This is a genomic window from Enterococcus devriesei, assembly GCF_001885905.1.
In the GTDB taxonomy this organism is placed as follows: Bacteria; Bacillota; Bacilli; order Lactobacillales; family Enterococcaceae; genus Enterococcus_A; species Enterococcus_A devriesei.
This window is the reverse complement of the sequence record NZ_JXKM01000002.1, coordinates 34,898-60,350: the sequence shown is the minus strand read 5'-3', so window position 1 is coordinate 60,350 and position 25,453 is coordinate 34,898. Positions and strand designations below refer to the sequence as shown.

At 39.5% G+C, this 25,453-nt stretch carries 23 protein-coding genes and 1 other annotated feature; of the genes, 3 read left to right on the top strand and 20 right to left on the bottom strand.

The features are described from left to right. Nucleotides 1-63 precede the first annotated feature (63 nt). From RV00_RS02855 to RV00_RS02810, 9 genes are all read right to left on the bottom strand, one after another. Nucleotides 64-1,455 (bottom strand): response regulator transcription factor, encoded by a 1,392-nt coding sequence (locus RV00_RS02855; protein WP_071861100.1) that lies wholly within the window; start codon nucleotides 1,453-1,455, stop codon nucleotides 64-66. A 343-nt stretch (nucleotides 1,456-1,798) separates the two neighbouring features. Next, nucleotides 1,799-2,071 carry a DUF624 domain-containing protein gene (locus RV00_RS02845; protein ID WP_071861098.1) on the bottom strand — a complete coding sequence of 91 codons (273 nt, stop codon included), beginning with the start codon at nucleotides 2,069-2,071 and terminating at the stop codon, nucleotides 1,799-1,801. Between the two features lie 212 nt (nucleotides 2,072-2,283). After that, the gene (locus tag RV00_RS02840; protein ID WP_071861097.1) at nucleotides 2,284-3,996 is read right to left on the bottom strand and encodes an extracellular solute-binding protein; all 1,713 of its coding nucleotides are present in this window, start codon (nucleotides 3,994-3,996) and stop codon (nucleotides 2,284-2,286) included. A gap of 42 nt (nucleotides 3,997-4,038) precedes the next feature. Continuing rightward, on the bottom strand, nucleotides 4,039-4,998 hold the full coding sequence (locus tag RV00_RS02835) for a carbohydrate ABC transporter permease (RefSeq protein WP_084133214.1): 960 nt from the start codon (nucleotides 4,996-4,998) through the stop codon (nucleotides 4,039-4,041). Nucleotides 4,999-5,011: 13 nt separating this feature from the next. Next, nucleotides 5,012-5,959, bottom strand: coding sequence for an ABC transporter permease (locus tag RV00_RS02830; protein ID WP_071861096.1), 948 nt, complete (start codon nucleotides 5,957-5,959; stop codon nucleotides 5,012-5,014). A gap of 172 nt (nucleotides 5,960-6,131) precedes the next feature. Then, nucleotides 6,132-7,832, bottom strand: coding sequence for a sensor histidine kinase (locus tag RV00_RS02825; RefSeq protein ID WP_084133213.1), 1,701 nt, complete (start codon nucleotides 7,830-7,832; stop codon nucleotides 6,132-6,134). A 385-nt stretch (nucleotides 7,833-8,217) separates the two neighbouring features. Then, complete coding sequence (locus tag RV00_RS02820; protein ID WP_071861094.1) at nucleotides 8,218-9,477, bottom strand: cytochrome P450; 1,260 nt, start codon at nucleotides 9,475-9,477, stop codon at nucleotides 8,218-8,220. Nucleotides 9,478-9,739: 262 nt separating this feature from the next. Further along, nucleotides 9,740-10,348: a DNA-directed RNA polymerase subunit delta gene (gene rpoE / locus RV00_RS02815; RefSeq protein WP_071861093.1), complete on the bottom strand. Its 609-nt coding sequence runs from the start codon at nucleotides 10,346-10,348 to the stop codon at nucleotides 9,740-9,742. A gap of 73 nt (nucleotides 10,349-10,421) precedes the next feature. Beyond that, nucleotides 10,422-10,856 (bottom strand): YwiB family protein, encoded by a 435-nt coding sequence (locus RV00_RS02810; protein WP_071861092.1) that lies wholly within the window; start codon nucleotides 10,854-10,856, stop codon nucleotides 10,422-10,424. A gap of 229 nt (nucleotides 10,857-11,085) precedes the next feature. Between RV00_RS02810 and RV00_RS02805 the strand changes: the two genes are divergently transcribed. Beyond that, entirely contained in the window at nucleotides 11,086-11,892 is an 807-nt protein-coding gene (locus RV00_RS02805) for a lipoate--protein ligase family protein (protein WP_071861444.1), read from the top strand. Next, nucleotides 11,882-13,231, top strand: a complete 1,350-nt coding sequence (locus tag RV00_RS02800) for an HD domain-containing protein (RefSeq protein WP_071861091.1) — start codon at nucleotides 11,882-11,884, stop codon at nucleotides 13,229-13,231. Before RV00_RS02805 ends, RV00_RS02800 begins: the two co-directional genes overlap by 11 nt. A gap of 33 nt (nucleotides 13,232-13,264) precedes the next feature. Here RV00_RS02800 and RV00_RS02795 read toward each other — a convergent pair whose 3' ends face one another. Beyond that, entirely contained in the window at nucleotides 13,265-13,708 is a 444-nt protein-coding gene (locus tag RV00_RS02795; RefSeq protein ID WP_071861090.1) for an NUDIX hydrolase, read from the bottom strand. Nucleotides 13,709-13,844: 136 nt separating this feature from the next. Here RV00_RS02795 and gloA point away from each other — a divergent pair, with 136 nt between their 5' ends. Then, entirely contained in the window at nucleotides 13,845-14,213 is a 369-nt protein-coding gene (gene gloA, locus RV00_RS02790) for a lactoylglutathione lyase (RefSeq protein ID WP_071861089.1), read from the top strand. A gap of 107 nt (nucleotides 14,214-14,320) precedes the next feature. Here gloA and RV00_RS02785 read toward each other — a convergent pair whose 3' ends face one another. The 10 genes from RV00_RS02785 to RV00_RS02740 form a co-directional block, all read right to left on the bottom strand. Further along, complete coding sequence (locus tag RV00_RS02785) at nucleotides 14,321-15,679, bottom strand: TrkH family potassium uptake protein (RefSeq protein WP_071861088.1); 1,359 nt, start codon at nucleotides 15,677-15,679, stop codon at nucleotides 14,321-14,323. A 32-nt stretch (nucleotides 15,680-15,711) separates the two neighbouring features. Beyond that, entirely contained in the window at nucleotides 15,712-16,344 is a 633-nt protein-coding gene (locus RV00_RS02780; RefSeq protein WP_071861087.1) for a V-type ATP synthase subunit D, read from the bottom strand. A gap of 4 nt (nucleotides 16,345-16,348) precedes the next feature. Further along, nucleotides 16,349-17,725, bottom strand: a complete 1,377-nt coding sequence (locus RV00_RS02775) for a V-type ATP synthase subunit B (RefSeq protein WP_071861086.1) — start codon at nucleotides 17,723-17,725, stop codon at nucleotides 16,349-16,351. Further along, on the bottom strand, nucleotides 17,718-19,499 hold the full coding sequence (locus RV00_RS02770; RefSeq protein WP_071861085.1) for a V-type ATP synthase subunit A: 1,782 nt from the start codon (nucleotides 19,497-19,499) through the stop codon (nucleotides 17,718-17,720). The genes RV00_RS02775 and RV00_RS02770 overlap by 8 nt, the downstream gene beginning before the upstream one ends. A gap of 318 nt (nucleotides 19,500-19,817) precedes the next feature. After that, the gene (locus tag RV00_RS02765) at nucleotides 19,818-20,129 is read right to left on the bottom strand and encodes a V-type ATP synthase subunit F (protein ID WP_071861084.1); all 312 of its coding nucleotides are present in this window, start codon (nucleotides 20,127-20,129) and stop codon (nucleotides 19,818-19,820) included. Further along, nucleotides 20,119-21,114, bottom strand: a complete 996-nt coding sequence (locus RV00_RS02760) for a V-type ATPase subunit (RefSeq protein ID WP_071861083.1) — start codon at nucleotides 21,112-21,114, stop codon at nucleotides 20,119-20,121. The genes RV00_RS02765 and RV00_RS02760 overlap by 11 nt, the downstream gene beginning before the upstream one ends. Before the next feature lie 263 nt (nucleotides 21,115-21,377). Next, nucleotides 21,378-21,962 carry a hypothetical protein gene (locus RV00_RS02755; RefSeq protein WP_071861082.1) on the bottom strand — a complete coding sequence of 195 codons (585 nt, stop codon included), beginning with the start codon at nucleotides 21,960-21,962 and terminating at the stop codon, nucleotides 21,378-21,380. A 320-nt stretch (nucleotides 21,963-22,282) separates the two neighbouring features. Further along, entirely contained in the window at nucleotides 22,283-22,753 is a 471-nt protein-coding gene (locus RV00_RS02750) for a V-type ATP synthase subunit K (RefSeq protein ID WP_071861081.1), read from the bottom strand. 18 nt (nucleotides 22,754-22,771) lie between these two features. Then, on the bottom strand, nucleotides 22,772-24,733 hold the full coding sequence (locus tag RV00_RS02745; RefSeq protein ID WP_071861080.1) for a V-type ATP synthase subunit I: 1,962 nt from the start codon (nucleotides 24,731-24,733) through the stop codon (nucleotides 22,772-22,774). Further along, the gene (locus RV00_RS02740; protein ID WP_071861079.1) at nucleotides 24,720-25,043 is read right to left on the bottom strand and encodes a hypothetical protein; all 324 of its coding nucleotides are present in this window, start codon (nucleotides 25,041-25,043) and stop codon (nucleotides 24,720-24,722) included. Before RV00_RS02740 ends, RV00_RS02745 begins: the two co-directional genes overlap by 14 nt. Before the next feature lie 47 nt (nucleotides 25,044-25,090). Continuing rightward, nucleotides 25,091-25,138, bottom strand: a sequence feature (sodium ion sensor (DUF1646 type); this cis-regulatory element may regulate processes involved in with the transportation of sodium ions). Nucleotides 25,139-25,453 lie beyond the last annotated feature (315 nt).

The window sequence follows — 25,453 nt, the reverse complement described above, 5'->3', positions numbered from 1 at the left end:
GATTAAACTCTCTCCGAATTTTTTTGCTGCCTATGATAGCCGGTAGCTTGATTTTTTTCTTCGCTATATTTTTTTAATTTTTCTTCGATATTCTTTCGGTGTCATTTGATAAACCTTCTTAAACAAGCTCGTGAAGTATGCTTGAGAAGAAGTTCCTACTTCCTCAGCTATCACGCTTAAGCTCTTATCTGTCTCTATAAGTTTCTTTTTGGCTTCTTTCATCCGAACTTCCAAAATATAATCATTCAGATACTTACCGGTCACTTCCTTAAACAATTGACCCATATAGTTAGGACTGAGAAAAATCTGTTCAGCAATCGATTTGCTACCAATGTTTTCCATGTATTGTTCATGAATGATATTTTTAACTTTAGAAATAATCTTATTGTCAGTTGGAGACAACTCGTTTGTATCAAACAAAATTATAATCTCTCTTTTCAAAAAACTGGTAAGATCTTCAAAAACTTCATTTTGATAAAGGTGCTCTTTGAACCGTTGTTTGTCGTTTTGATCGTTAAATAGGAAAAAACGTTCGTCTAAATGATGAATCAGTTCATAACAATAAAAATAAATCTGCTCTTTATCGATTCCACAAAACTGTTTCAAAACTCGAATAAATCCTTCTAATGTCTGGACTAAATGTTGCAATCTATTTCCACTTGTATTTTCTAATAAGGTCACAGTCACCATATCGATAGTATCGTTTCGCATTTTTGCAGATTTTTTCCACTTGTACCATTGCTGATCAACATTATGGAACGTCTCTTTATCTACCTGCCAAAAATTGGCACTGCGAAAAGCTTTATTTGCTTCATTGTATGCTTCAACTAAATTTCCGTCTTGATGAGATAAACTATAAAAACCCTTAGACAGTGTTTCCAGCATAGGATACATTCTTCCCTGAGGGATGACATAGATTTGAATGAATTTTGATCTGAAAAAACCTTGTGCAACAATCATTTTTTCAAAAAAGAGGTCTTTATCACCAATTCGGATAAAAAGTTCCTCATTTTTACAAAGGACATACTTTTGAGCCGTAAATAATTCGGTGATCTGTTTGTCTGAAGATAAAGCTTGACTCACTCTAATTTCCTCTACCACCTCTTGAATCGTATTGCGCAGTTCTTCTTCATCTACCGGTTTCAACAAATAATAACTGACACCATACTTAATAGCTTCCTGTGCATAAGAAAATTCTCCATATGCCGACAGTAAAATGATTTTCGTTGTTGGATCAATGTTCATGATTTCTTTAGTCATTGAAAGACCATCCATGAGCGGCATTTTGACATCTGTCACCACGATATCTGGTCGATGTTCTTCAAACAGTCGTAGTCCCTCTACACCATTTTGTGCTGCCCCTACAATCGTAATCTCAAATTCTGCCCATTCCAGTGAGTCAATTAAGCCTTCTCGACTGATATATTCATCATCTACAATCAAGCATTTCAACATTAAATTTCCCTGCCTTCAGTTTTCAAATAGTTCTGCCAACGAGTTAAAATGAAAAAGGTGTTAAGATAGATTGGTATTGCGAAGCTAAAGAATGGTATGCCACCGGGAATTAAATAGCTTAAAAGTATAACGGCTACTGACACCGCTATGATTTTTAAAGTAGTCGTAGTCCAGAATACTGGTAACAAGGCTGAATTTTTAAGAAGCACTTTTATCGGAAGCTGAAAGTGCACTTCATTAATTGTCAAATATGGTAACACCGCGCAATTAACATAGAACGCCGTAATCACGATCACACTCTTGAAGATGACGTACTTGAAGCCTAATGTGTAATAACTCAAAATCAAACACAAATTGATTCCACGAAAAGAAGAGAAACAACAAAATATTTTTTCATATAAACAAAATAAGTACGCCAAGCATGACGAAACCAGTTGAACTCATCGCTTGAGACAATTGTTTTTCTGAATACTTCGGCTAGCGTCAATGTCGCCGGTATGACTCCAAAGATCACACCTCCTAACAAGGTAAAAATTATCCAACATAAATTCATCAATGCCAATTTAGTGATAAAAAGACTACCTTCATATATTTTGATTGCTAAATTTTGATTCATTCATTGCTCCTTCTAGATGGATATTCCTATTCTAATTGTTAATTTGACGAATATTTTTCAAATTTCTACAGTACCAAATCAAGATATCCTTCTTAGTAATTCAGTAAATCAAAACAGGTGAACGACTCACAGAAGAAGACCAGCTTTGGTCTAGGTCATCTTCTATGTTTGAGTCATTTCACCTGTTTATCTCACCATTTTTCTTTCGTAAGCTACTGTCCTCGCGCGTCGGTCCAGACTTTCGCTTGTTTAGTTTCGAAATCAACACATTTTTTATAACCCAAATTGGTCGTTTTTTCGAGCATTTCCTTTTTTAATGAATTAAAGGTTGCTTCATCATTTGCATAAATCATTTTCCATGAGTATTCCTTAATTACATCACCTACTTGGTTAACAACGACTTCCAAATCATCGTCATATTTCCACGTTGGCACATCAACCACTGGATAGCTCACTGATTGCCCTTTTTCTACTAAATACTCTTTGGCATTCAATGCGCCACCGTAATCAGCGGTCCATTCTTTATCCAAAGGAGTAGCGGATTCTTTCAAGTAAGAAGTCCAGATCGTACGTAAACTGGGTTCCTCATACAACGGGTTGATTGCGTTCTGATCGATCGTCGGACCATTGACCAACTTTTTGAAGGTATCAGCGATCGCGCCACCACCGACATCTTTAGATGCTTTGGTATCAGAACTACCGAAGTTTTGACCCAATTCTGTCAATTCAGGTTTTCCTTCTTTATTTAGATCCCAAAGAACGCCTTGAGGTCCGTTCTCATACATCATTGCTCCTTCATCTGAATACATATAATCCAAGAATTTCAGCGCTTTCTCTTTTTTCTTAGATTTAGAACTGATAGCCCAGAACCAATTATTACCAATAGTGGAAGTCTTCGCGTCTACGGCTACCATAGTGTCATTGGGCACCATTTTGTATCCTTTAGATTGAGCTGTCATATTAGGATTCGTAGGGTTGTAATTCAACTCCCCCATATAACCCCACATTAATAATGCTGATTGTCCTTTTTCAGCTTTTTTCAAATAGTCTTCCCAAGTTTGAGATGCAGAATCGGGATCCAAGATACCACGACGATGAGCGTCATTCAGCCAAGACAAGCCTTGCATATATATACTATTCTCCGCTAAAATATCCTTCATCGAATCATCTTTTACACCAACCTCTAAGAAGTTATAAGTATTTAGGCCATCTCTGTCAGTGTATCCGAAATTATTTGCTAAGCCTCTCAATAAGTTGATCGATTTTCCATCCCATTCACTGAACAATGAAATACCATACATTTTATCGCCTTTATCAGTCTTGGGATGCGTTTTCATCATTTGCTCAGCTAAATCTAGATAGTCCCAATAATTTTTCACTTGTGGACTGCCTAGTTCTTTATAGTAGTCGTAACGCATTGCTGGAATATTTTGTGGATTGGTTCGCGTTACTTCTGCATCAGCTGAAACAGTAGTAGGAATTCCATAAAGCTTACCGTCATATTCCTTTTCCATCCGGTTTACTGCATCAGTGAATCGATTAATGTTTTTCATATCTTTCATGTCTTTTGATATATCCGCGACAACACCAGCTTTGATAGCCTTGTTGAAATCATCAGAATTTGTAAAGACCATTAAATCTCCTAAGTCACCGGTAGTCAAACGCGTTTCCAAGCGACTAGTGCCGCCTACCGTATTGGGAACAACTGACAAAGATACACCGGTTGCCTCTTTAATAGCCTTTCCTACATAGCCGCCGACTTTTCCTTCGTAGGTTGAAGATTCAGAAAAGATCGTTAACGCATTTGGATCACTATTTTTTTCTTTTGCTGAGCCAGAGCTGTCTGAACTACAGCCTGCTGTTGAAGCTAGTATTCCGCCAACCATCAGTGTGATTCCTAGTTTCTTCCAGATATTTTTTTTCAAAAAGATTCCCTCCAAATACTTTTACTCTTTTTATTTCACGACCTAGCCTTTCACCGCACCAATAGTTATCCCTTTAACAAAGAATCTTTGGAAAAACGGGTAAATTGCGAAGATCGGTAAAACCACACACATTGTTACAGTCAATTTCACAGATTGAGCAGTTTGAGCATTTGCTGCGATTTGATCGGCTGCCATATTTCCTGAATTGACCTCATTCGCTAACGCTGTCGCCTGTGTTAAATAGCGATAAAGAACGTATTGCAGAGTATGCAAGTCTTCTCTCGTAACATAAAGCACAGTATCCATAAAGTTATTCCATTGACCCACCGCGGTAAAAATAGCTAATGTTGCTAAAATCGGAACCATCAATGGCAAGACCACTTTGAAAAAAACCGTCAGTATACCTGCACCGTCAATCTCAGCAGATTCTTGCAATGACGCTGGAATACTTGATTCACAGTATGTCTTAACTAAGACCATGTTGTATGCTGAAACCATTCCAGGAATAATATATACTAGGAAATTATCTAGTAATCCTAGTTGCGTGAACAATATATAAACGGGGATCGTTCCAGCACTAACATACATCGTCGTAACGAAGAAACGGTAAACAAATTTTCGTCCAGTCATCTTAGTCTGAGTCATCATGAAGCCAAGAAAGGCGCAACATAATACCGTCAGCGCCGTCCCAATTAGCGTACGAGCGATGCTAATGGTAAAAGCACTGGAAATATTTGGTATCTCAAAGATTTTAAGGTAGTTTTCAAAATGGATTCCTTTTGGTAGGAATAATATTTTTCCTGCAGCACTCAGCTTGTTATCTGAGATAGTATTGATAAAAATATAATAAAACGGATATGCGCATACGAAAGTGAACAGCAGGAAGAAGAAAGTGTTAACCGCGTTAAAAATTTTCTCTCCACGACTAAGCTGTTCCTTAGCGATAGTCTTCTTTTTAAAAGGAAGACTAATTTTTTTCTTTTGATTTACTGTATCCACCATAGTGCATCACTCCTTAGAAGATCGATTCGCCGCGAACGACTTTTGAAAATTTATTAACTGAAAAGAACAGAATCAAACTAACAAAGCTTTTCAAAATACTGACAACTGTCGCTAAAGAGAAGTTCCCATTTCCAAGACCGATGTTGTAAGTATACAAATCTAATACCTCCAAACTAGTTTTATTCATTGCATTTGAAAAGATAAAGTATTGTTCCATACCAGTATTGATCATATTGGCGACACTCATCATCAGTAAAACAAAAAACGTTGGTAAGAGACCGGGAATCGTAATATGCAGTACCTTTTTGAACCGGCTGGCTCCATCAATACTAGCAGCTTCATAAAGCTCCTGATCGATACCATTGATAGCTGCCAGATACATAATAGCGCTCCAACCGATACCCTTCCATAATCCCAGCATAGACATTTTGATCCACATATGATCTGAGTCCAACAAAAAATTAATCGGTTGACTGATAAAATCAAAATCAACTAACAGATTATTCACAACACCATTGTCAACTGACAAAAACGCGAAGACTAATGAGTAAACGAGCACCCATGAAACGAAATGGGGTGCTGTAGTTAGCGTTTGAACCACTCGACGTACTTTGCTACTGCGAAGTTCATAAAGTAAGATGGCAAAAAACATAGGCAAACAACTTGTGGCTAAGCCTAAAAAACTCATCCCTAAAGTATTTTTTATTACACGTATAACAATATTTATTTGCTCTTGTGAAGAAATCAGCATCTTGAACCACTTTAGACCTACAAATGGCATATCCATGATGGATGCCCCCGGTGAGTAATCAACAAATGCGATGTACCATCCAGCAATCGGTAAATAGGCAAAAACAAATACAAAAAGCATAAACGGTAGCACAATAAATAGTAGTTTATTCCCCGTCGTCAGAAACTTTCTTTTTTTCTTCACCTTGGTATTTGTGACAGAAGCTTCCATCTTTAACTCCTCCTTACTAATTCAAAGAAACTTTGTAACCGTTTCCGATGGATTAATCTTACCTTTTTAGAAAGCGTTATTTTTTATAAAAATCAACGATTCATTCAAAATGCAATGGTATTTATTAAAATCCAACGATGCACTATCGTTATTGAAATATTATTTTAACCCATCATCTTTTTATTATTCTTTTCTTTAATCGTATCTCAATTATGGTTCCTTCTCCTTGAATGGATTCAAACGTCACTTTCACCTGATCTTGATAATAGGATTTTAGTGTTTGAATGATACACACTAAAGAAAATCCACTTTCTTCTCTAGGTTCAAAACTCCCTTGATTAATTTCCGACACAATTTCGGGAGAGGCTCCGATACCGTCATCTATTACAGAAAGATATAAGTACGTTTCATCTTGATTCACCTTTACGTAAATCTTTCCTTTTCCCTGAGGAAAGATTCCATGTTCTAAAGAATTTTCTACCAATGGTTGTAATATTCGATGCAATACATAATAGTTCTCACTTTCGATCTCCGGATCAATAACAATTTCTGCCTCCAATTGATCACTAAAACGAACCTTTTGAATCTCTAAATAGTAGTAAACAAGATCCAACTCATCCTTCAATGAAGCGAAATTCTTTCCTTTTGCTAAAACCAGTCGATAATAACGAGACAAGTCAGTCACTAATTTAAGGACTTGTGGGGTATCGCGCTTTTTTGCAGACCAACGAATGATAGCGAGGGTGTTGTATAGAAAGTGTGGTTGTATTTGTGATTGAAAAGCACTTATTTCCGCCTCGTGCCGCCCTTTTTCTTCCAATTGCTTTTTCGTAAAAAGTTCATCCATATCTTCAACCAGTTGATTGTAGCTTTTAGCTAAGTCGCCAACCTCATCATTGCTGTACACTGAAGCTTTTTGCGGTAGCTCTAGTCTATTCTGAGCTTTTATATGCTTGCTGAGCTTCACAATTGGATTTACCAACCATAAGGAAATTAGATATGTAAATAAGGACCCCAACAGCAAAATAGCGAACATGATTGGTAATAGTCGTCGCAAAACATTAATGAATTTTAATTCGTACTGTTTCGTACTGACAAAATTTAGAACTTTCCACCCGTTACTCAATTTCTCAGTGCAGACAATCAGATTTTGATCTATGATACTTTCACTGCAGCTCTTCGGTAATTTACTAGGTGCCGCCGCATCAGGCATGTTTTCATAAAGTAAACTATCTTTATTATCCAAAACTCTGATTCGGTTACCTTCGGGCTGATCATTTGTTATATGAAAAATCGTTTGGGGATCAATATTAACCTTCAACCAACCACTCTTATCATTTTTTTCCAAAAAGATGTTAAAAGGAATTATTAAACATAATTGATTCTGTTTTTTTAACCATTGATATTTTGGAAGTACTTTTTCCACTTTTTCTTTATGTATATAATGTTCCTTAGAAATTATAAAGTGATCATGTTCAAGAAAAACTTCCACCGATCCAATGCTGCTATTTTCAGCTATTCTGCCACGAATTTCTGCAACCATAGTAATCTGAAAATCAGTATTAGGATTTTGACTAAAATTTTCTTCGGCGGAATAACGAGAAAGAAAACTTCCAAATTGTTCGTCTTGGATCATCCGAAAACCTAGGTCTTCGACACTATTCAGTTTATAATCCGCATCCACTCGACTCTTTTCAGCCTCATTTTGAAGAATGATTTTTCCTTGATCCAGTAACGCACGATTGCTGTCGTTGTATAAAAAAATCAAGATGAACATCATTACCAAAAGAATCAACAAAATCGTCGTAGTAAGCGTTTTCCATTTTAAAGAATGATTTTTTAACCACTTCAGCAGCTCTTGCAATATATTCATCCTCTTTCTCTAACTGCTTTATTTCCTAAATAAAATAAAGCAATTTTCATGCCATTATCTGTCGAATTTTTTCTAGATCAAACCTTGGAAAAGACCATTAAACTGATCGGAGTTATCCTTTCCTTGAGAAATTAGTTAAATAATATTTCATTTTTCCGAATTACTCTTATTTCGTAAAGCTCTAGTTTATTTCCCGATTACAAATATCACTCAAAAAGAAGCCTTTCGTAAAAATGACTTAATAAATCTTGCTTATCTTTTCGGTTTTAAAAATTTTAAACTCAAATAAAATATTTGATCGTCTATTGTTTTTTCTACTTTAACCAACAAAAATACTTTTCACCATCAACAATTACTTAGATGGTGAAAAGTATTTTTTTAATAATTATTTTTTCACTAAAACTGCTTTGCTTTTTGGGAATGTCGGAAACTGATTCAGTGGGATCTCCCAATCTTGCTCTGGGACTGTAAACTGGTATTTATTCACTAGTTGGTCGGAAAAGACTCGTAATGCATGCAGTGTGATCCATTCACCCGCACAGCGATGCATCGCTTCGAATTTTCCGCCGCCTTGGGCAATCATTTCGTACTCTTCATCGTAAGAGATATGCTTTTCTTTGCCTAAATAGCGGGAGATTCGAAATACTTCTGGTGTTTCAATCGTGCGCTCATCGTGGTTCGTCCCATAGAGATCTAAGACCACCCAGCTGTCTTTAGGAATCAAGTAGCCATCGATTTCGACGTCTTGAACAGCAAAGGCCGGCAGCATCGGAAAGAAAGGATAATAGCGGCGCATTTCTTGGATAAAGGAATCTTGCAGTTGATCAAATTCCGCATGCAGACGTTGATAAATATCTGGGCGGCTAAAGAGCGCGTGCCCCATTAATGCAATCCACACTGTTAAAGCCACCGTTGGCCGAATCACATTCAACAACTCGACTGCCGCTACATCGATTGGCAACAATTCACCTTCGTCGTCGGTAGCCGAAGCGAAAGCATACAACGCGACCTCTTCTTTGCCTGCAACAGGATGTGTGCGCGCTTCTTCAATCAATGACTGCGCCCATTTTTCAGATTTCTTGCGATTCTCGATTCCCTTGACGTGAGTTTTCGGATTGGTTACTGCCGAGCTAATCATCGAAATTTGATATTCCGCCAAATGATCGATTTCTGTTTGACTCATCTGAGTCAAATCAATTCCAGACCATTCACAAATTGAGCGGAACAGAACATCTTTGGCTACATCGAATAACTGAAACTCGCCATGTTCTTGATCCATTCGTTTGGTTAATGTTCGATCCAAAATGCGATGATAATCCTCCATGCGTTTTGGCGTCATCAAGTCCATAAAAATCGTTTTGCGTTTCTCATGGGATTTGCCATCTAATGTTTGTACACCATCCTCGCCAAATAATGTTTTCAATACAAGTTTTGGCATTGCCCCTTCCCGTTTAAAATTACGTGGATCATAAAACTTTTTGGCCGCATCTTTCCCGTAGACGGCAATAACTTCCTTATTCAATAGGCGCGCTTTTACCACCGGTGCCCCAGCCTCTTCGCGAAGTTTCGAAAGAAGCAGATATCCTTCATCTAAACGTTCTGTGACATCGGTTAATTTGATTTTTATTTCAGGTACTTTTTCCATAGTAACCACCCTTCAATTATTCTTTCTAAAATTATACTAACGTGTTTTTTTCAAAAGAACAAAATTAAACGCTTGAAAATGATCAGGCTGGGTCATGTTATCGAAAAAAGTCTTTTCGATCTATCAGCTAGCTATTAAAAACTAGTTGCTATAAAGGATCTACTTTTAAGTTTAAAAAAATTGAAACTTCATTACAGATGCGACTCCCACTGTTATGCTAACTCATGTGATGGAAAACAAAAAAAGAGTAGATCATATTGATCTACTCTTCTTCATCCTCATCGTCATCAAAATCATCGTCGTCATCATCAATCACGCTTAGATCATCTTCGATTCCGCCAGGGACAACTTCTTCGTCATCCTCGTTTGCATCCGCTCCGATTTCTTGTAAATCAGAGTTGTATGCTGCGATTTCATCATCGTCGTCATCATCGTCATCGTCGATTTCATCCTCATCATCGTCTGCTAACAGATCGGTATCTTCAGGATCATCGTCGTTGTAGTCGATAGCATCTTCATCATCATTGATAAAGGCGTTGACTTTCTTACGTTTCTTACGACGCGGTTTGTCTTCTTCTTCATCTTCTAAGCCATGGTTCACTTCTTCATCGATCGAGTCGATTGCGTACCATGAACGTAATCCCCAGCGATTATCACCAAGAGAAATAAAACTTCCATCAATATTCAAATCGGTATAAAATTGAGCTAATGCATCACGAATCTCACTGTCTGATTTGCCAAGATAGTTTTGGATTTGATTGACTAGATCAGAAAAATCCATTACTTCTCCACGATCTTCCAGAATTGCGTGCGCCACTTCAATCATTGACAATTCATCTTTGTTCAAACCATCAAAAATACTAAGTTCCAAGTATGACACGTCCTTTCAAAGTCTACTCCTTATCATACAAAAACAAAAGCTAAAAAGCAAACCTTTCTTATACTTAGGTAGTAAATTCTAATACCATGTGATAGTCGCCGACTTTTTCTTCCTTCATATATAAGGAATAATCGATCGTAATAATGCCAGAAAAAGGCCGATCCTTTAGGCTGACATGGAGATTTTGCGCGTAGGTTGTGATCATAAACATGCCATAAGGTGTTTTATAACTCGTTTCCATTTTTTCCCGATAGGCAAAGCGCATCCGCATTCTAGCATCGCCGGAGCGAATCAATTGGACTTGCGAATCTGGTGTCACTTTGACTGTCACCGGAATTTCTTGACCATCTGGCTGGATTTCCTTGTAACGAATGTATAAGGTGTCGCCCATTTTGACGACTTGACCGGGAAGATCAAATACAAAATCTTCTGTTTCGTTATTTTGCATCACCTTTGTTTGGACTTTGATATTTGCGGGAATGCCTTCTTTGATATTCACAGAGCTTCCACCCTTTCTTCATTGTCGGTGAATTCATTTTCGATCTGATAAATGAATTTAAAATTATAATTATCTGTTACTTAAGTCGGATTAAAATCCTTCCAACATTTATTTTTGTCGGTTTTGTCACTTTTGTCAACTACTTCTGCTTTTTAAGCGACTTCATTACATGCTTCGCGTGTTTTTGTTTATAATAGGAAAAGAAACGATGAAACGAGAGGAAGATTTTATGAAAGAGGCTTTACTGTTTGACCAAGGAATGCTTTCGGAGAGCGAGCTGTTTAATCCATTCGCGTTGACCGATGTACTAACGGAATTCAGCGGCGAACAGCAGCAGCCTGTCATCCACTTTTGGCAATTACCAAAAACCTTGATCTTAGGTATGAAGGATAGCCGTGTTCCCCACCTTAACGACGCGTTAAAAACCGTTCACCAACAAGATTATCGCTTAGTACTGCGTAATTCCGGTGGCTTAGGCGTCATTAATGATACTGGTATTCTAAACATTTCATTGATCCTGCCAAAAGAAACCATTGCAGGTTCAATCGATGACGGCTATCAAGCGATGGTGGATTGGTTTCAGCATACTCCATTCGGCAGCCTAGGCCTAACGGTTGGTGAGGTCGCTGATTCCTATTGTCCCGGAAAATTTGATCTTTCTATCAAAGGAAAAAAAATCGCCGGGATCGCTCAACGTCGGATTAAAGACGGTGTGGCGATTATGATGTATCTAAGCGTTGACGGTGACCAAAATTTACGGGGCGAAATCGTCCGCTCCTTTTATCAAAGTGGCTTACAAGATCAATTTGGGATTGATTATCCCTCCGTTGATCCCAGCAGCATGACCACACTGGCAGAAACAGCACCCTTTGATGTTTCTTTAGCATCGGTCAAAAAAGAACTGCTTCATGCTATGCCTCATCAAGATCAATCCGCTTTTCTACCAAAATTTTTCCAAATGGAAGAGTATCAACGCCGCATCGAAAATATGCGGCAACGCAACACCACTATTCAGGAGGTACTTCATGACTTATAAATATCAACTGCTACCAATGGAAAAAGTTTTTCGTGATCCTGTGCATAACTATATTCACGTTCAACATCAAGTGATTTTAGATTTGATCAATTCAAAAGAAGTTCAGCGCTTGCGCCGGATTAAGCAACTAGGCACGACTTCTTATACCTTTCACGGCGCTGAGCACAGCCGCTTTTCTCACTCACTAGGTGTTTATGAGATCACCCGCAGGATTTGCGATATTTTCAAACGCAATTATTCAAAAGAAAAATTCGGTAAAGACGGTTGGGATGAAGATCATCGCTTAGTCGCTTTGTGCGCGGCGCTTTTACACGACGTCGGTCACGGGCCTTATTCTCATACCTTTGAACATATTTTTCATACGGATCATGAGGCGTTAACAGTCGCCATCATTACATCCCCTGAAACAGAAGTCTTTCAAATTTTGAACAATGTGGAAGAAGGCTTCCCAGAAAAAGTAGCTAGTGTGATTACTAAGACTTACCCCAATCCCCAAGTCGTTCAAATGATCTCAAGTCAAATCGACGCCGATCGAATGGATTATTTATTGCGGGATGCTTATTATACAGGCACGGAATACGGCACCTTCGACTTGACCCGGATCTTACGAGTGATCCGCCCTTATGAAGGTGGGATTGCTTTTTCCATGAATGGCATGCATGCGGTAGAAGATTATATCGTCAGCCGCTATCAAATGTACGTCCAAGTTTATTTCCACCCTGTTTCCCGAGCAATGGAGGTGTTATTGGAACATTTACTGGATCGTGCTCATGAATTATTTCAAGAGGACGCCGAAATTTTTGCGTTTCATTCGCAATTTTTAATTCCTTTTCTTAAAGAAGACTTTTCTTTGGAAGATTACTTGAAATTAGATGATGGCGTATTAAACACCTATTTTGCCCAATGGATCGATGAGCAAGACGTGATCTTAAGTGATTTGGCTTACCGTTTCTTAAACCGCAAGCCATTGAAATCTATCACTGTTGACTCCAGCGAAAATCCATTATTGCTTGAAATGAAATCCTTAGTTGAAAAAGCCGGCTTCAACCCCCGCTATTACACTGCGATCAATTCTAGTTACGATCTGCCTTATGATTTGTATCGTCCAGAAAAAGGCAGCCATCGGACTCAAATTGAATTGATGCAAAAGGACGGATCGCTAATTGAATTGTCAAAAGCGAGTCAGTTGGTTTCTGCTTTGACTGGGCAAGGACAAGGCGATGTGCGTTTTTATTATCCAAAAGAAATGACCCAGCAGAACGCGCAAAACTCTGATTTGTTTGATGATTATTATCAAGCCTTCGCCAGTCATATTCATAATGGCGCTTTGATAAATTGATTACAGCCCAAAGAAAAAAACTTTCTGTTCACATCAGAAAGTTTTTTTCTTTAGCCATTCTTCCACGGCCCACTTATGGCTGCCACGTTTTAATAACTCGATTGCTTTTTCCGGCGCTTCCCAACTGCTGCCATTTCCAGCCTCTAAAGGTTCCGAAACTTGCTTCCAGCTTTTGGTTCCATAAAAGTAACCGGGATTATAAAAATACGTTCCTCGATGACGGGAATAGAAATACTCATCCGCTTGCCCTAAATAATCAGCTAATACCACCTCAAAGCCTAATTCCTCTAGCATCTCTCGATCAATCGCTTCTTCTTTTGTTTCATTGCCTTCAATCTCTCCGCCAGGTAAAAAATAGGCACCATTTGGCGCTTGGACTAGCGCAATTTCCTTTTTATCATTCATTAAAATCGCATAAGCAGCATAACGTGCTTGATAATTTTTTTCGGCTTCCTTCAGACCAAATACTGGGATCATTGGTACCCTCCTACAAACTCTATTTATAAGCTAGTGTACATTAAAAAAAACTCATAAACAACTAAGATCCGTAAATCCGAGAAAACAATTCAATTATGGTATGATGAATCTATCAGATAGGAAAGGATGTTTATTTATGAAGATGGCACACACCTGCGTTCGCGTAAAAGATCTAGATGCGTCGTTAAAATTTTATCAAGAGGCTTTCGGCTTTGAAGAGTCACGGCGCCGTGATTTCCCAGAGTCAAAATTCACCCTTGTTTACTTGACTTTGCCTGGAGATGATTATGAATTAGAATTAACCTACAATTATGATCACGCAGCTTATGATTTAGGCGACGGCTACGGTCACATCGCGATCGCTTCAGAAGATATTCAAAAACTTCACGAAGAACAAAAAGCAAAAGGCTTCAATGTAACCGACATGAAAGGTTTACCGGGAACTGAGCCTTCTTATTATTTCATTACTGATCCAGATGGGTATAAAGTCGAAGTCATCCGTTAAGTTGAATATTGCAAACAAAAACCCCCTGTGACAAGAATCTTGTCACAGGGGGTTTTTACGAATAAATAGCGTTTCAGCAGTAATTTCTTATACGATCTCTATCCTTATTAGCCAATCATTACATTTTCTTCTGGGAGCTTGTAATTTCCCCCTCTTGATTTCATTAAACGCATCGTCAAGGCAAAGCCCACCGTTAGAATACCTACTCTGCCGATATACATTAAGGAAATAATCAATAGCTTTCCTACTACACTTAAAGTAGGGGTCAGCCCCATCGTTAAACCGACTGTTCCGAAAGCTGAGAAAGTCTCAAACAATACATATTCGATCCCTCGGAAACGAGGAAGGATTTCAGTTATAGACATCACCATCGTCACAGCAATACAAAGACTCAAAGTAATGAAAAACAACGTCAACGCTTTAGAGACCACCGATGGGCGAACCGTCCGACGAAAGACCTCCGCGTGCTCTCTCCCCTTCAGCATTGAAATCGTTCGGACAAGCAGAACGCCAAAAGTCGTCGTTTTCAATCCCCCAGCAGTTGATCCCGGTGAGCCCCCAATATACATCAGCACAATAGTAAAAAGAATCCCCGCCTGACTGACGTTTCCATAATCTACCGAAAAATAGCCTGCCGTTCTGGCCGTCACAGACATGAAAAACATATTCGCAAAGCGACTAAGAGGCTGACTGTCATCAACGATGAAACGTCCGCCAGATTCTGAGATATAAAAGACGATTGTTCCGACCACTAGTAAGCTTAACGAAACCGTCAATGCCAGCTTACTGTGTAACGACAATTTTTTAGTTTTATGATAATTCATTAAATCCTGCCAAACCATAAAGCCCAAGCCGCCGGAAATAATCAAGCCTGAAATCACAAACAAAACATAGGGATTTTCTTGAAAACCAATCAAACTATCGCCAAATAAATCAAAGCCCGCATTACAAAAAGCCGAGATCGAATGAAAGATCGCATACCAGATCCCTTTAGCTGTCCCATAGGTTGGGACAAAATCAATCGCCAATAAAATAGCCCCTGCTAATTGGAAGCCGATTGCAAAACGTAAAATATAATACATCAACTTCATCACACCAGACAAGCTATCTAAATTCAAGGATTCCTGCAAAATAATCCGGGTCATCAAGCCGACTTTTTTTCTTAAAATTGCGAAGAAAATAATTGGCGTCATCATGAAGCCCAAGCCGCCGATCTCAATTAAGATCATTATGATCAGCTGCCCCCCCATATTCCAGTGCTCACTAGTCGTTAACGTTGTAAGTCCTGTCACACAGGTGGCCGAAGTGGCTGTAAACAGCGCATCGATAAAGGGGGTTGCTTTGCCAGACTGAGAAAAGACCGGCAATGTCAAAAGCAGACCTCCCAACAAAATGATTGCAGCAAAGCCTAATGCAATAAACTGAATCGGATAAATTTTAAACGGCCAACGTTTTTCTTTACTCATAGCTCCTACCTTCAAAAAAAGGTACTACTTTCTCAAGTAGTACCCATATTTTTCACTTTAATCATACGTGTAACTTCCGCACGTTCGTTTTCTTCCAACTTCATCTGGATAAAGTAGATTGTTTCTTCCAACTGAGGAATCGTCATATACTCCAACGCGTTTACTCGCCGACGTGTTTTTTCGATTTCTTTCGCCATCAATTGACAGGTTTTTTCAATCTCAGTCAATTCCAAAAGCTTTGGCAAAACTTTTGTGAATCGTTTGATACTTTGATCTAGCTCGTCATTCGAATTCAAGAAACCATATTCTAACGGACCATCGGCTAGATCACTGTCGTGTTGAAAATTCATCACAGGGACCTTCACACTCATAACGTCCTTTTCGATCACATCAAGGGTTACACGTTCTTTCGGGACAGCCAACAGCTCTTCGATGTACTTATCATTCAATAGCGCATCGGCTACCGAAAAATTCTTCATCGCCTGCTGCAGCTCTTCCTCGACTTCCCCTCGCATCTCATTGGTCTTTCGAACCAATAAAATGAAGCGGCGCATCAATTCATCCTGCTTATCTTTCAGAAGCTTGTGTCCACGGCTGGCAGTCGTCAATTGTTTTTTTAAACGTGTCAATTCCATCCGTGTCGGATTCACATTTAATTTTACCATAGGATCAGGCTCCTTCTGTCAAATATTCGTCCAGCATATCGTCCTTAATCCGTTTTAGTTCTGTCCGCGGCAGCATCGCCAAAAGCTCCCAGCCAAGGTCTAACGTTTCTTCGATAGATCGATTTTCATAGAAACCTTGGTTGACATATTCTTCTTCAAATCTTTCCGCAAACTTCGCGTAGATCTTATCAACATCCGATAAAGCGGAATCCCCAAGCACGACAGCCAATTCCTTGGCTTGCTTTCCTTGTGCATAGGCCGCAAACAACTGATTCATCGTCGGTGCATGATCTTTACGCGTCTTCCCTTCACCGGTACCTTTATCCTTCAAACGAGAAAGCGAAGGCAGCACATCGATTGGTGGTTGAATTCCGTTCTTATCTAACTCACGAGACAAAATGATTTGTCCTTCGGTGATATACCCGGTCAAATCGGGGATTGGATGGGTTTTATCATCTTCAGGCATCGTCAAGATGGGAATCTGAGTAACTGATCCCTTCAAGCCGCGAATTCTGCCGGCACGTTCATACAAGGTTGCCAAGTTGGTATATAAATACCCCGGGTAACCACGACGTCCTGGTACTTCCCGACGAGCGGCTGAAATTTCTCGTAAAGCCTCACAATAGTTGGTCATATCCGTCATGATAACTAAAACGTGCATGCCTTTTTCATAAGCCAAATACTCCGCCGCTGTCAAGGCCATTCGAGGTGTCGCGATCCGCTCAATGGCGGGATCATTTGCTAGATTCATAAAGACCACTGAGCGATCAATTGCCCCTGTTTGACGGAAATCTTCCATGAAAAATTCCGCTTCTTCAAAGGTAATCCCAATTCCGGCAAAGACCACCGCAAAATCATCTTCGGTGTTCAGTACTGTGGCTTGTCTGGCGATTTGTGCAGCCAACTCCTTATGGGGAAGACCGAAACCTGAGAATACTGGCAACTTTTGACCACGCACTAAGGTATTTAAGTGGTCAATTGCTGAGATACCGGTTTGAATAAATTCATCCGGATAATCCCGGGAAACCGGATTGATTACTTCTCCGTTGATGTCGACATTTTTTTCAGCTAAAATTTCCGGTCCACCATCTTTAGGGCGACCCAAGCCGTCAAAAACCCGGCCGACCATATCTTCCGAAACACCTAGCTCTAACGGATGTCCCAAAAAGCGCGCAGTGGATTCTTTCAAATTGATTCCGCTCGTTCCTTCAAAAATTTGGACCAGCGCTTTATCTTCATGAATTTCCAGAACTTGTCCACGACGCAGCTCGCCATTACTTAAACGAATTTCTAAAAGTTCTTCATATTTGATGCCTTCGACTTTATCAATTGCCATCAAAGGGCCGACCACTTCATTGATCGTACGATATTCCTTAATCATTGGTCATTCCCCCTTCAGCGATGATCGCTTGGACTTCTTTCACGATATCGGCATTGATCGTATCTAATTTTTCTAATTCTGTTTCTGGAACGTATTTACTTCGTGCGATCCGATCGCGTAAAGTAACGGTTCCGTCGATAATTTCTTTCAAGTACGTTCCTAATTCTAATGCCCGCTGGCCTTCCTTATTGAAGGTCAAAATATTATTCAACATTTTAAATTGTTTCTCTCTTGATGAAAAAGTATCCGTATCATCAAAAGCATTTTGCTGCAAATAGTCTTCTCGTAATGATTTTGTGACTTCTAAGGTTAAACGATCACGTTCAGAAAGCGAATCAATCCCGACTAAACGAACGATTTCATTTAATTCAGATTCCTTTTGTAGCATCCGCATACCTTCACCGACCATTTGAGACCAATTCGCTTGTAAGTCATTGTCTAAATACTTGCCTACTTCAGAAGAGTATAAGGAATAACTTTGCAACCAATCAATCGAAGGAAAGTGGCGTTGTTGCGCCAAAGTCGCACTTAAACCCCAGAAAACTTTTACCACTCGCAACGTATTTTGTGTAACTGGTTCTGAGGTATCCCCACCGGATGGTGATACCGCACTGATTGCCGTGATTGAGCCTTCCCGTTGATCACTTCCAAGAGCGATTACTCGACCTGCTCGTTCATAATATTCAGCCAGACGACTTCCTAGATAAGCCGGATAGCCTTCATCCCCAGGCATTTCTTCCAGACGACCACTCATTTCCCGCAACGCTTCCGCCCAACGCGAAGTCGAGTCCGCCATAATCGCGATGTTGTAACCCATGTCGCGGAAATATTCGGCAATCGTAATCCCTGTATAAATCGAAGCTTCACGTGCCGCTACCGGCATATTTGACGTATTCGCAATTAAAATCGTCCGTTCCATCAAAGACTCCCCGGTTGTCGGGTCGATTAATTCTGGGAACTCATTCAATACATCGGTCATTTCATTTCCACGTTCACCACAGCCAACATAGACAACGATGTCCACATCAGCCCATTTAGCAATCTGATGCTGAACAACGGTTTTCCCTGCCCCAAAAGGTCCTGGCACAGCTGCCGCCCCACCTTTTACGACTGGAAAAAAGGTATCAATTACACGTTGACCAGTAATCATTGGTGCTTCTGGATTTAATTTTTCAGACACCGGACGCCCCTTACGGACTGGCCATTTTTGCATCATCGTGAATTCTTGCGGGCCGTTCTGTGTTTCAATCACATAAACTGTTTCATCGATCGTAAATTCACCCGCTGAAATTTTCTTCAAAGTCCCTGAAATACCATTTGGCACCATGATTTTGTGAGTGATCAATTTCGTTTCTTTCACCGTTCCGACGATATCACCGGCAGAAACGTTCATCCCTTCTTCTGCCGTTGCTTCAAACCACCATTTTTTTTCATGGTCTAAAGCTGCGATCTGTAATCCGCGGCTTAAAAAATTACTATTTGTTTGTTCCTTAAAAGTATCTAACGGACGTTGGATACCATCAAACATTTGAGAAACGATCCCCGGTCCTAATTCTACCGAAAGAGCTTCTCCGGTTGTTCTTACTGGTTCACCTGGTCCGATTCCAGCGGTTTCTTCGTATACTTGGATAGAAGCGACATCGCCTCGCATCTCGATAATTTCGCCGATGACGCCCAGGTCTCCGACGTAACAAATATCTTGAATAGCTGCTTGCTCCATCTTTTCCGCCATTACTAGTGGACCAGAAACTTTTATTATTCTACCTTCTTGCAAGTCATTAGCTCCTTCTTCATATTAAAGTATTCATTTTTCCAAATATTGGAAAAATGAGGTCTATTTTCATCCGTATGTCATTCCTCTATGCTTTTTCACACTCATTTAGTTCAAACCAGTTTGTTTCACGAACCTTGTTAACTGTGAAAAGAGGAACTGAAATCCTTCTTCATATTAAAGTATTCATTTTTCCAAATACAGAAAAAATGAGGTTTATTTTCATCCGTATGTCATTTCTCTATGGTTTTCACGTTTATTTAGTTTCAACCAGTTTGTTTCACGAACCTTGTTAACTGCGAAAAGAGGAACTGAAATCCTTTATAAAATATTCTGTCCGACTGCTCGTTCGACTTGTCCTTGAATCATAGCTTTGCCGATTCCCAATGTTCCTTCGTGATTCGGGATCAGTACGATTGCAGGAATCATCTGCTCCTCATAGCGCTTAATCGTATCTGGTACAAGCTGTGCAAATTCTTCCGTAATATAGATGATGCCATACTCATTTTTAGCCATCTCGTCGATTTGACGTCGAATCATCTGCTTATCTTTCGTTGTTCGGGTATCAAAATCAAAGAGTTTAAATGGTAAGATCGAGTCTTTATCGCCAATGGCGCCAATTTTATGAGCCATAAGTCTCACGCATCCTCTCTCTAATTTGTTCATTGGTTAAGCCTACGCGTTTACCGGTAATGATTAAACGCAGATTTTTCGATTCAATCGATTTTGCGTTTAACAACGCTAAGACCGGCAATGGTCCAAAGGCTTGTGTTTGCGCCGATTCATAATAGCTCGTCAAATAATCATCGCAAAGTCGTTCTAGCTGACTCAAATCAATCGTATTATTTTCAACGATTGGATCGATGATTTCTCCGTAAGAAGTCGTCTTAAGATAGGTAGTCAACTGCTCTAAATCACCTTCCACATAAGTTAACAATTCTTCTTTTGGGACACTACCATGGCTAGATAACACCGTTGACATAAAGTTACGACTGCGTTTTTGCTTGATGCCGCGGGCGGTCATTAAAAAGTTCGTAAAATCAATAAAGCCAATCACTTCTTTAATCAGCTCTGGTTCACCAATCTTATCTGCGACTTTTCGTTGGCAATACAAATATTTACGGTCCAAAATAATATCGATTCCTTGCAAGCTGTTAGATTCCTCGAAGTGCTCCCGCACCTCTTGAATACTCTCAAGTAAAATCGCCGGCAAGCTGCTGGCTTGCCCCGTACGAATCGCCGTCTTGATTTGTTCGATCGAATAAAAACCATCATAAATATAAAGCGTATCAAAATCTTGATCTAATAATTCAGCTTTGATCAGAGCTTTGAGGTTATGAAAAGTAAATCGCATCGTATATATCCAAACAACATCCGGATCAGGAACCAGTTTCACTAATTCCCTTAGCAGATCCGCATTCGCTTGACCTAAAGCCTCTTCAAAGCTCTCATAAAAATCGTCCTGCAAATAATCCCCGTAAATCGTCCCTCTAAGCAGCGTTTCCACCTCAGCCAAATCCTCGGCCTTCAACATGCGCGCCATCAATTCTGGGGGCAATAGTTCTAATTCCTTCAAACGAACCAGCGGATTCAATTCATGATACGTAGATTGTTTCATTCAATTCCTCCTAATTCGTATTACTGTATTCATTTTTCAAAAAAACGAAAAATGAGTTTGATTCTCATGCCGTATATCATTCCTCTAGACTGTGTCAATTTGTTAAGAGCTAGCTCGTATTTTAGAAATTTTTTTCGTACTCATACCATTCTACTAATCTTGTTCAAGCAAGAAGTAGAACTGGCAAAAGAGGAACTGACATCCTAATTCGTATTACTGTATTCATTTTTCTAAAAGCGAAAAATAAAATCCATTACTTCAGCTTACTCAAAAAGTGTTTGAGCAAATTGGAAGCTTTCCCGCTCTTGAATTTCTCTCACCAAACTTTGATAGAGAAAATTATATTGTACGCCGTCTTTGTCTAAAATAAAGCCCGCCTGTTTGGAAATAGGCGTATCTCCCATCACTAAACGATAGCTAAGGACGCCATTTTGTTCTTCCAACCATTTTTTCGTAAAGATCGACTGGGACTTTTCACCTGGAATAAAAACCAGTTCATCTTGTAACGATAGTTTCTCCAAAGCTGCATGGGCAAAAGCAAGCTGTTCTTTTTCCGACCAGGATTCCATCTGAATAACTGCCTCACTGAAGACCCGCTCCAAGATGGCTTGTTTCTGATTTAAAATCATTTGCTTTTGTGCCACCTGTTGGCGGTTTTTGGCTTGTTTATAATTATTTTCCAGATTTTTTATACTTTTTTCCAGACGTATAGTGTGTTCAGCCTCAATTTCAGTTAATTCTGCCTGAAATTCTTGATCGATCCGAGCCGTTTCTTTGTCTTTTAACTGACGTTGGTCCTGCTCGGCTTGCTGATTCAGTTGTTCCACTATCTTTTCGATTGCTTCCATCAAATAGCTCCTTATTCATATTAATGAATCATTTTTCAAAAATACTGAAAAATGAGGTTGATTTTCATGCCGTATACCATTCTGCTATCCAACACATTCTTTTTGATCCTGCTAAAGATAATTACAGCTTCTTCAGTGGGTTTCTGTAAAAAGCAGAACTGGCATCCTTATTCATATTAATGAATCATTTTTCAAAAAATCTGAAAAATGAGGTTGATTTCATGCCGTGTATCATTCTGCTATCAGCTTGATTCTTTCTCATTAAAAATCACGTAAGCCGCTTTTCGATTTGAATACTGTGAAAAGCAGAAGTAGCATCCTTATACTTGACCGACTAATAAGAACGAGATAACAAATCCTAAAATCGCATAGGTTTCAACCATGGCAGCAAAAATGATCCCTTTTGTAGAATGTTCTGGTTTTTTTGCTAAGATTTGAATCCCAGCCGCTGCAACTCTACCTTGGGCGATCCCTGAGAATAAACCAGTGAAAGCGATCGGTAATGCTGCGCCTAGATAGCCTAACCCTTGAACGACTGTTAAATCGTTAGATAAATTCGTAAAAATCAAGAAGGCGATAACGAAGCCATACAACCCTTGAGTCCCTGGTAATAGCTGTAAAATCAATGCCTGACCAAATTTTTCTGGTTGGCTCGTGGTTAACGCCGCTGCCGCTTCCCCGGTCATCCCTACACCTTTTGATGAACCGATTCCTGAGAAGATCGTCGCTGTCGCCATACCTAAAATCGCAAAAATAATACCACCACTGTTATTGATCAAATACTCCATCATTGTCTAAAATTCCTCCAATTATTTTTCTTGTTCTATATTTACATATTTTTCTTCCGTTTTTAACGGGCGGAACGCACGTCCGCCGCCTTCGTAGAATTTCCCAAAAAATTCTACATACTGTAGCCGAGCTCCATGAACATAGGCTGACAGTAAAGATAAAAAGATATTCAAACCATGTAACGCGAACATCAATAAGATACCGACACTGAAACGTGCAATCGGCGGCATGTAGCCCACTAGCATATTAAAGGCCGCCGCGATACTTCCGCCAGAGATTCCTAACGCCATCAGACGAGTGTAACTCACTAGATCGCCGATATAACTAGTAATGCCATACAAATTATAAGCACCCTTTGCCAATCCTTTGATTTTGGATTTTGACTGCAACATCGGTGTGACAACGATCAGTAAAGCACTTAAACAAGCCAACCCGACGCCAATCATAAAGAGTGATTGATTGTTTAACAACATTTTTCCTAACCCGCCGATAATTGCACCGATCATAATCCCTTGCCAAGCAAAACCGTCTGAAACCGCGCCTAAATAATTTTTAGCCTTGATATTTTCAGCCGCCGCCAGACCCAAACCGATAAATATTTGGATTACACCAAAAACGATAGACAAAATCAAAATACTGATGACATCGTCACTCGTGGAAAGAATCGGTGGATAACCTAGTGAAAAACCGAAAAAGGAATTATAGATCAATCCCCATATAATAGTAGGAATGGCTAGAATTTGGAAAAAGCGCATGAAGCGTTCCATTCCTCTTGGCAAAATCGTTCTCAATGCAACAGTCGTCGCGACTAACATCAATGCGCCGTAGCCGGCATCTGCTACCATCATGCCGAAGAATACAAAATAAAAAGGCATGAACCACGGTGTCGGGTCAACTTCATGATATTTTGGCAAACTGTACATCTCTGTCAGCATCTCAAAGGGTCTGACTACCGCATGGTTTTTTAATTTTGTTGGTATCTCTTCCTGAATTTCCATGTCCGTAGGCTCTTCAATCTCAAGGTAAAGATTTTCTTTCCCAATCGACTCTCCTACGAATGTCTCGAAATCAATGAAACTGTCTTTCTCGATCCAACCCTGGATCAGAAAAACCTTATCGTCTTTGATAAAGCGATCATGGATTAGCCAGCGATTTTTTCGAGCCAATAAGACTTCTTCAGCTGTTTCCAACGCTTCGATAACGATTTTTTTCTGTCCAATCAAGCGCGTAAGTTTTTTTTGCTCCTCAACTAGCTCTAAAGTCGCTGTTTGGATCCTTGCTAACTCAAGCTTAGGCAGCTGCGCATAATTATAGGTAAAGGCGGCTACGCTAAACTGATGGACGACTTCTTGCACCGCCGCTTGTTCCCCACGTAAATATAGCAATACGAAATTAACGATCTGATCGTCGCTGTAAATAATTTCATAATGAAACTGTCTTTCCTTAACCTCATGTTCAAACAATTCCCAATTACTTGCGTCTACTGTTCCTAAAAAACACTTCGTTGAATGCAGGGCATACTCTTTTGGCAAAAAATCTAAAGCCTGCCATTTTAAAAGAATCGCTTCTTGCTCATGCAAGTTACGCTGCCGCTCATTCGCTGCTGAAAAACGCTGTTCTAAGTCTTGAATGCTCGCCAACTCAGAAAATAGTGCAGATTCATCAAAAGATTCCTCTAGTTTTCGCAACGTTTGCCGTTTCCGTTTGAGATGCAGTCCTTTTTCACGGCTGCTGCCATGATGTTCGACAAACTGAATCGCATGTGTGATCTCTTCAAGCTGATTATCCAGCTTCGTAAGCGCATCTTGATTAGGCAGTGGATCAAGCTCATTGAAATAATTCTCTACCCACTGGTTGCTGACTGTTTGCTGAAAGAGATCACGGATTTCAACGCCTTGAAATCCTTGGATGGCAGATAAGATCTGTTCGCTATACCCTTCCTGGGCAATCAATGTCAGCTTGCTCATTTTACTGACCGCCATATTCTGAGATCACCCTTTCAATAATTTTATCAATCGTTTGTTGCTTCTTGGAATGATAGTTTTCTTCCATTAACGTAATTGCGTCCTCAGCATTTCGCGAAAGCTCTTGTTCTTCAGTCTCTAATTCTTGAGACAAAACCTGTTCCCGCTCTGAAAGCGCGGTGGAAAATTCTGAACGTAATGTTTCGCGCTTCTTTTGTAAAGACGCTTTTTTTTCGGATTCATAGTCAGTTAAATCTGCTAATAATTTTTCTTTTACTCGTTCATTCTGCTCTTCAGCAGATTTGATTTTTTCTAAAGCTTCTAACACACAAACCCTCCTTTTTATACAAAAAGGGCGCAAAGCTATGAAGGCCGTTCTTCTCACCCCTTGAAGAACACGATCCTTGAAGCTTACGCCCAACCGTTGTATTTTATGGAATTTACTTTAACCAGTATAACAAAAATATTTTGCAAAAAAAAGTAAGTTTATGAATAAAATGACAGATACGAAAGATAACGATCGAAATCTAATGGTTCGTTTTCGGTTTTGATCCTTCATCTTATCCGTTTTCTTTCAGTTTATTGAGGATTTCATAAATTTGGAATGGATTATTTACTTATCATACTTTTGAGCAGTTGGATGAATGAAAATCAGTAAAAATAAGTTTGAGGTCATTCCCCTTGCTTTCATTTTTGGGATGTGATACTTAATTATTAGTATGTTTTTTATTCTGTTAA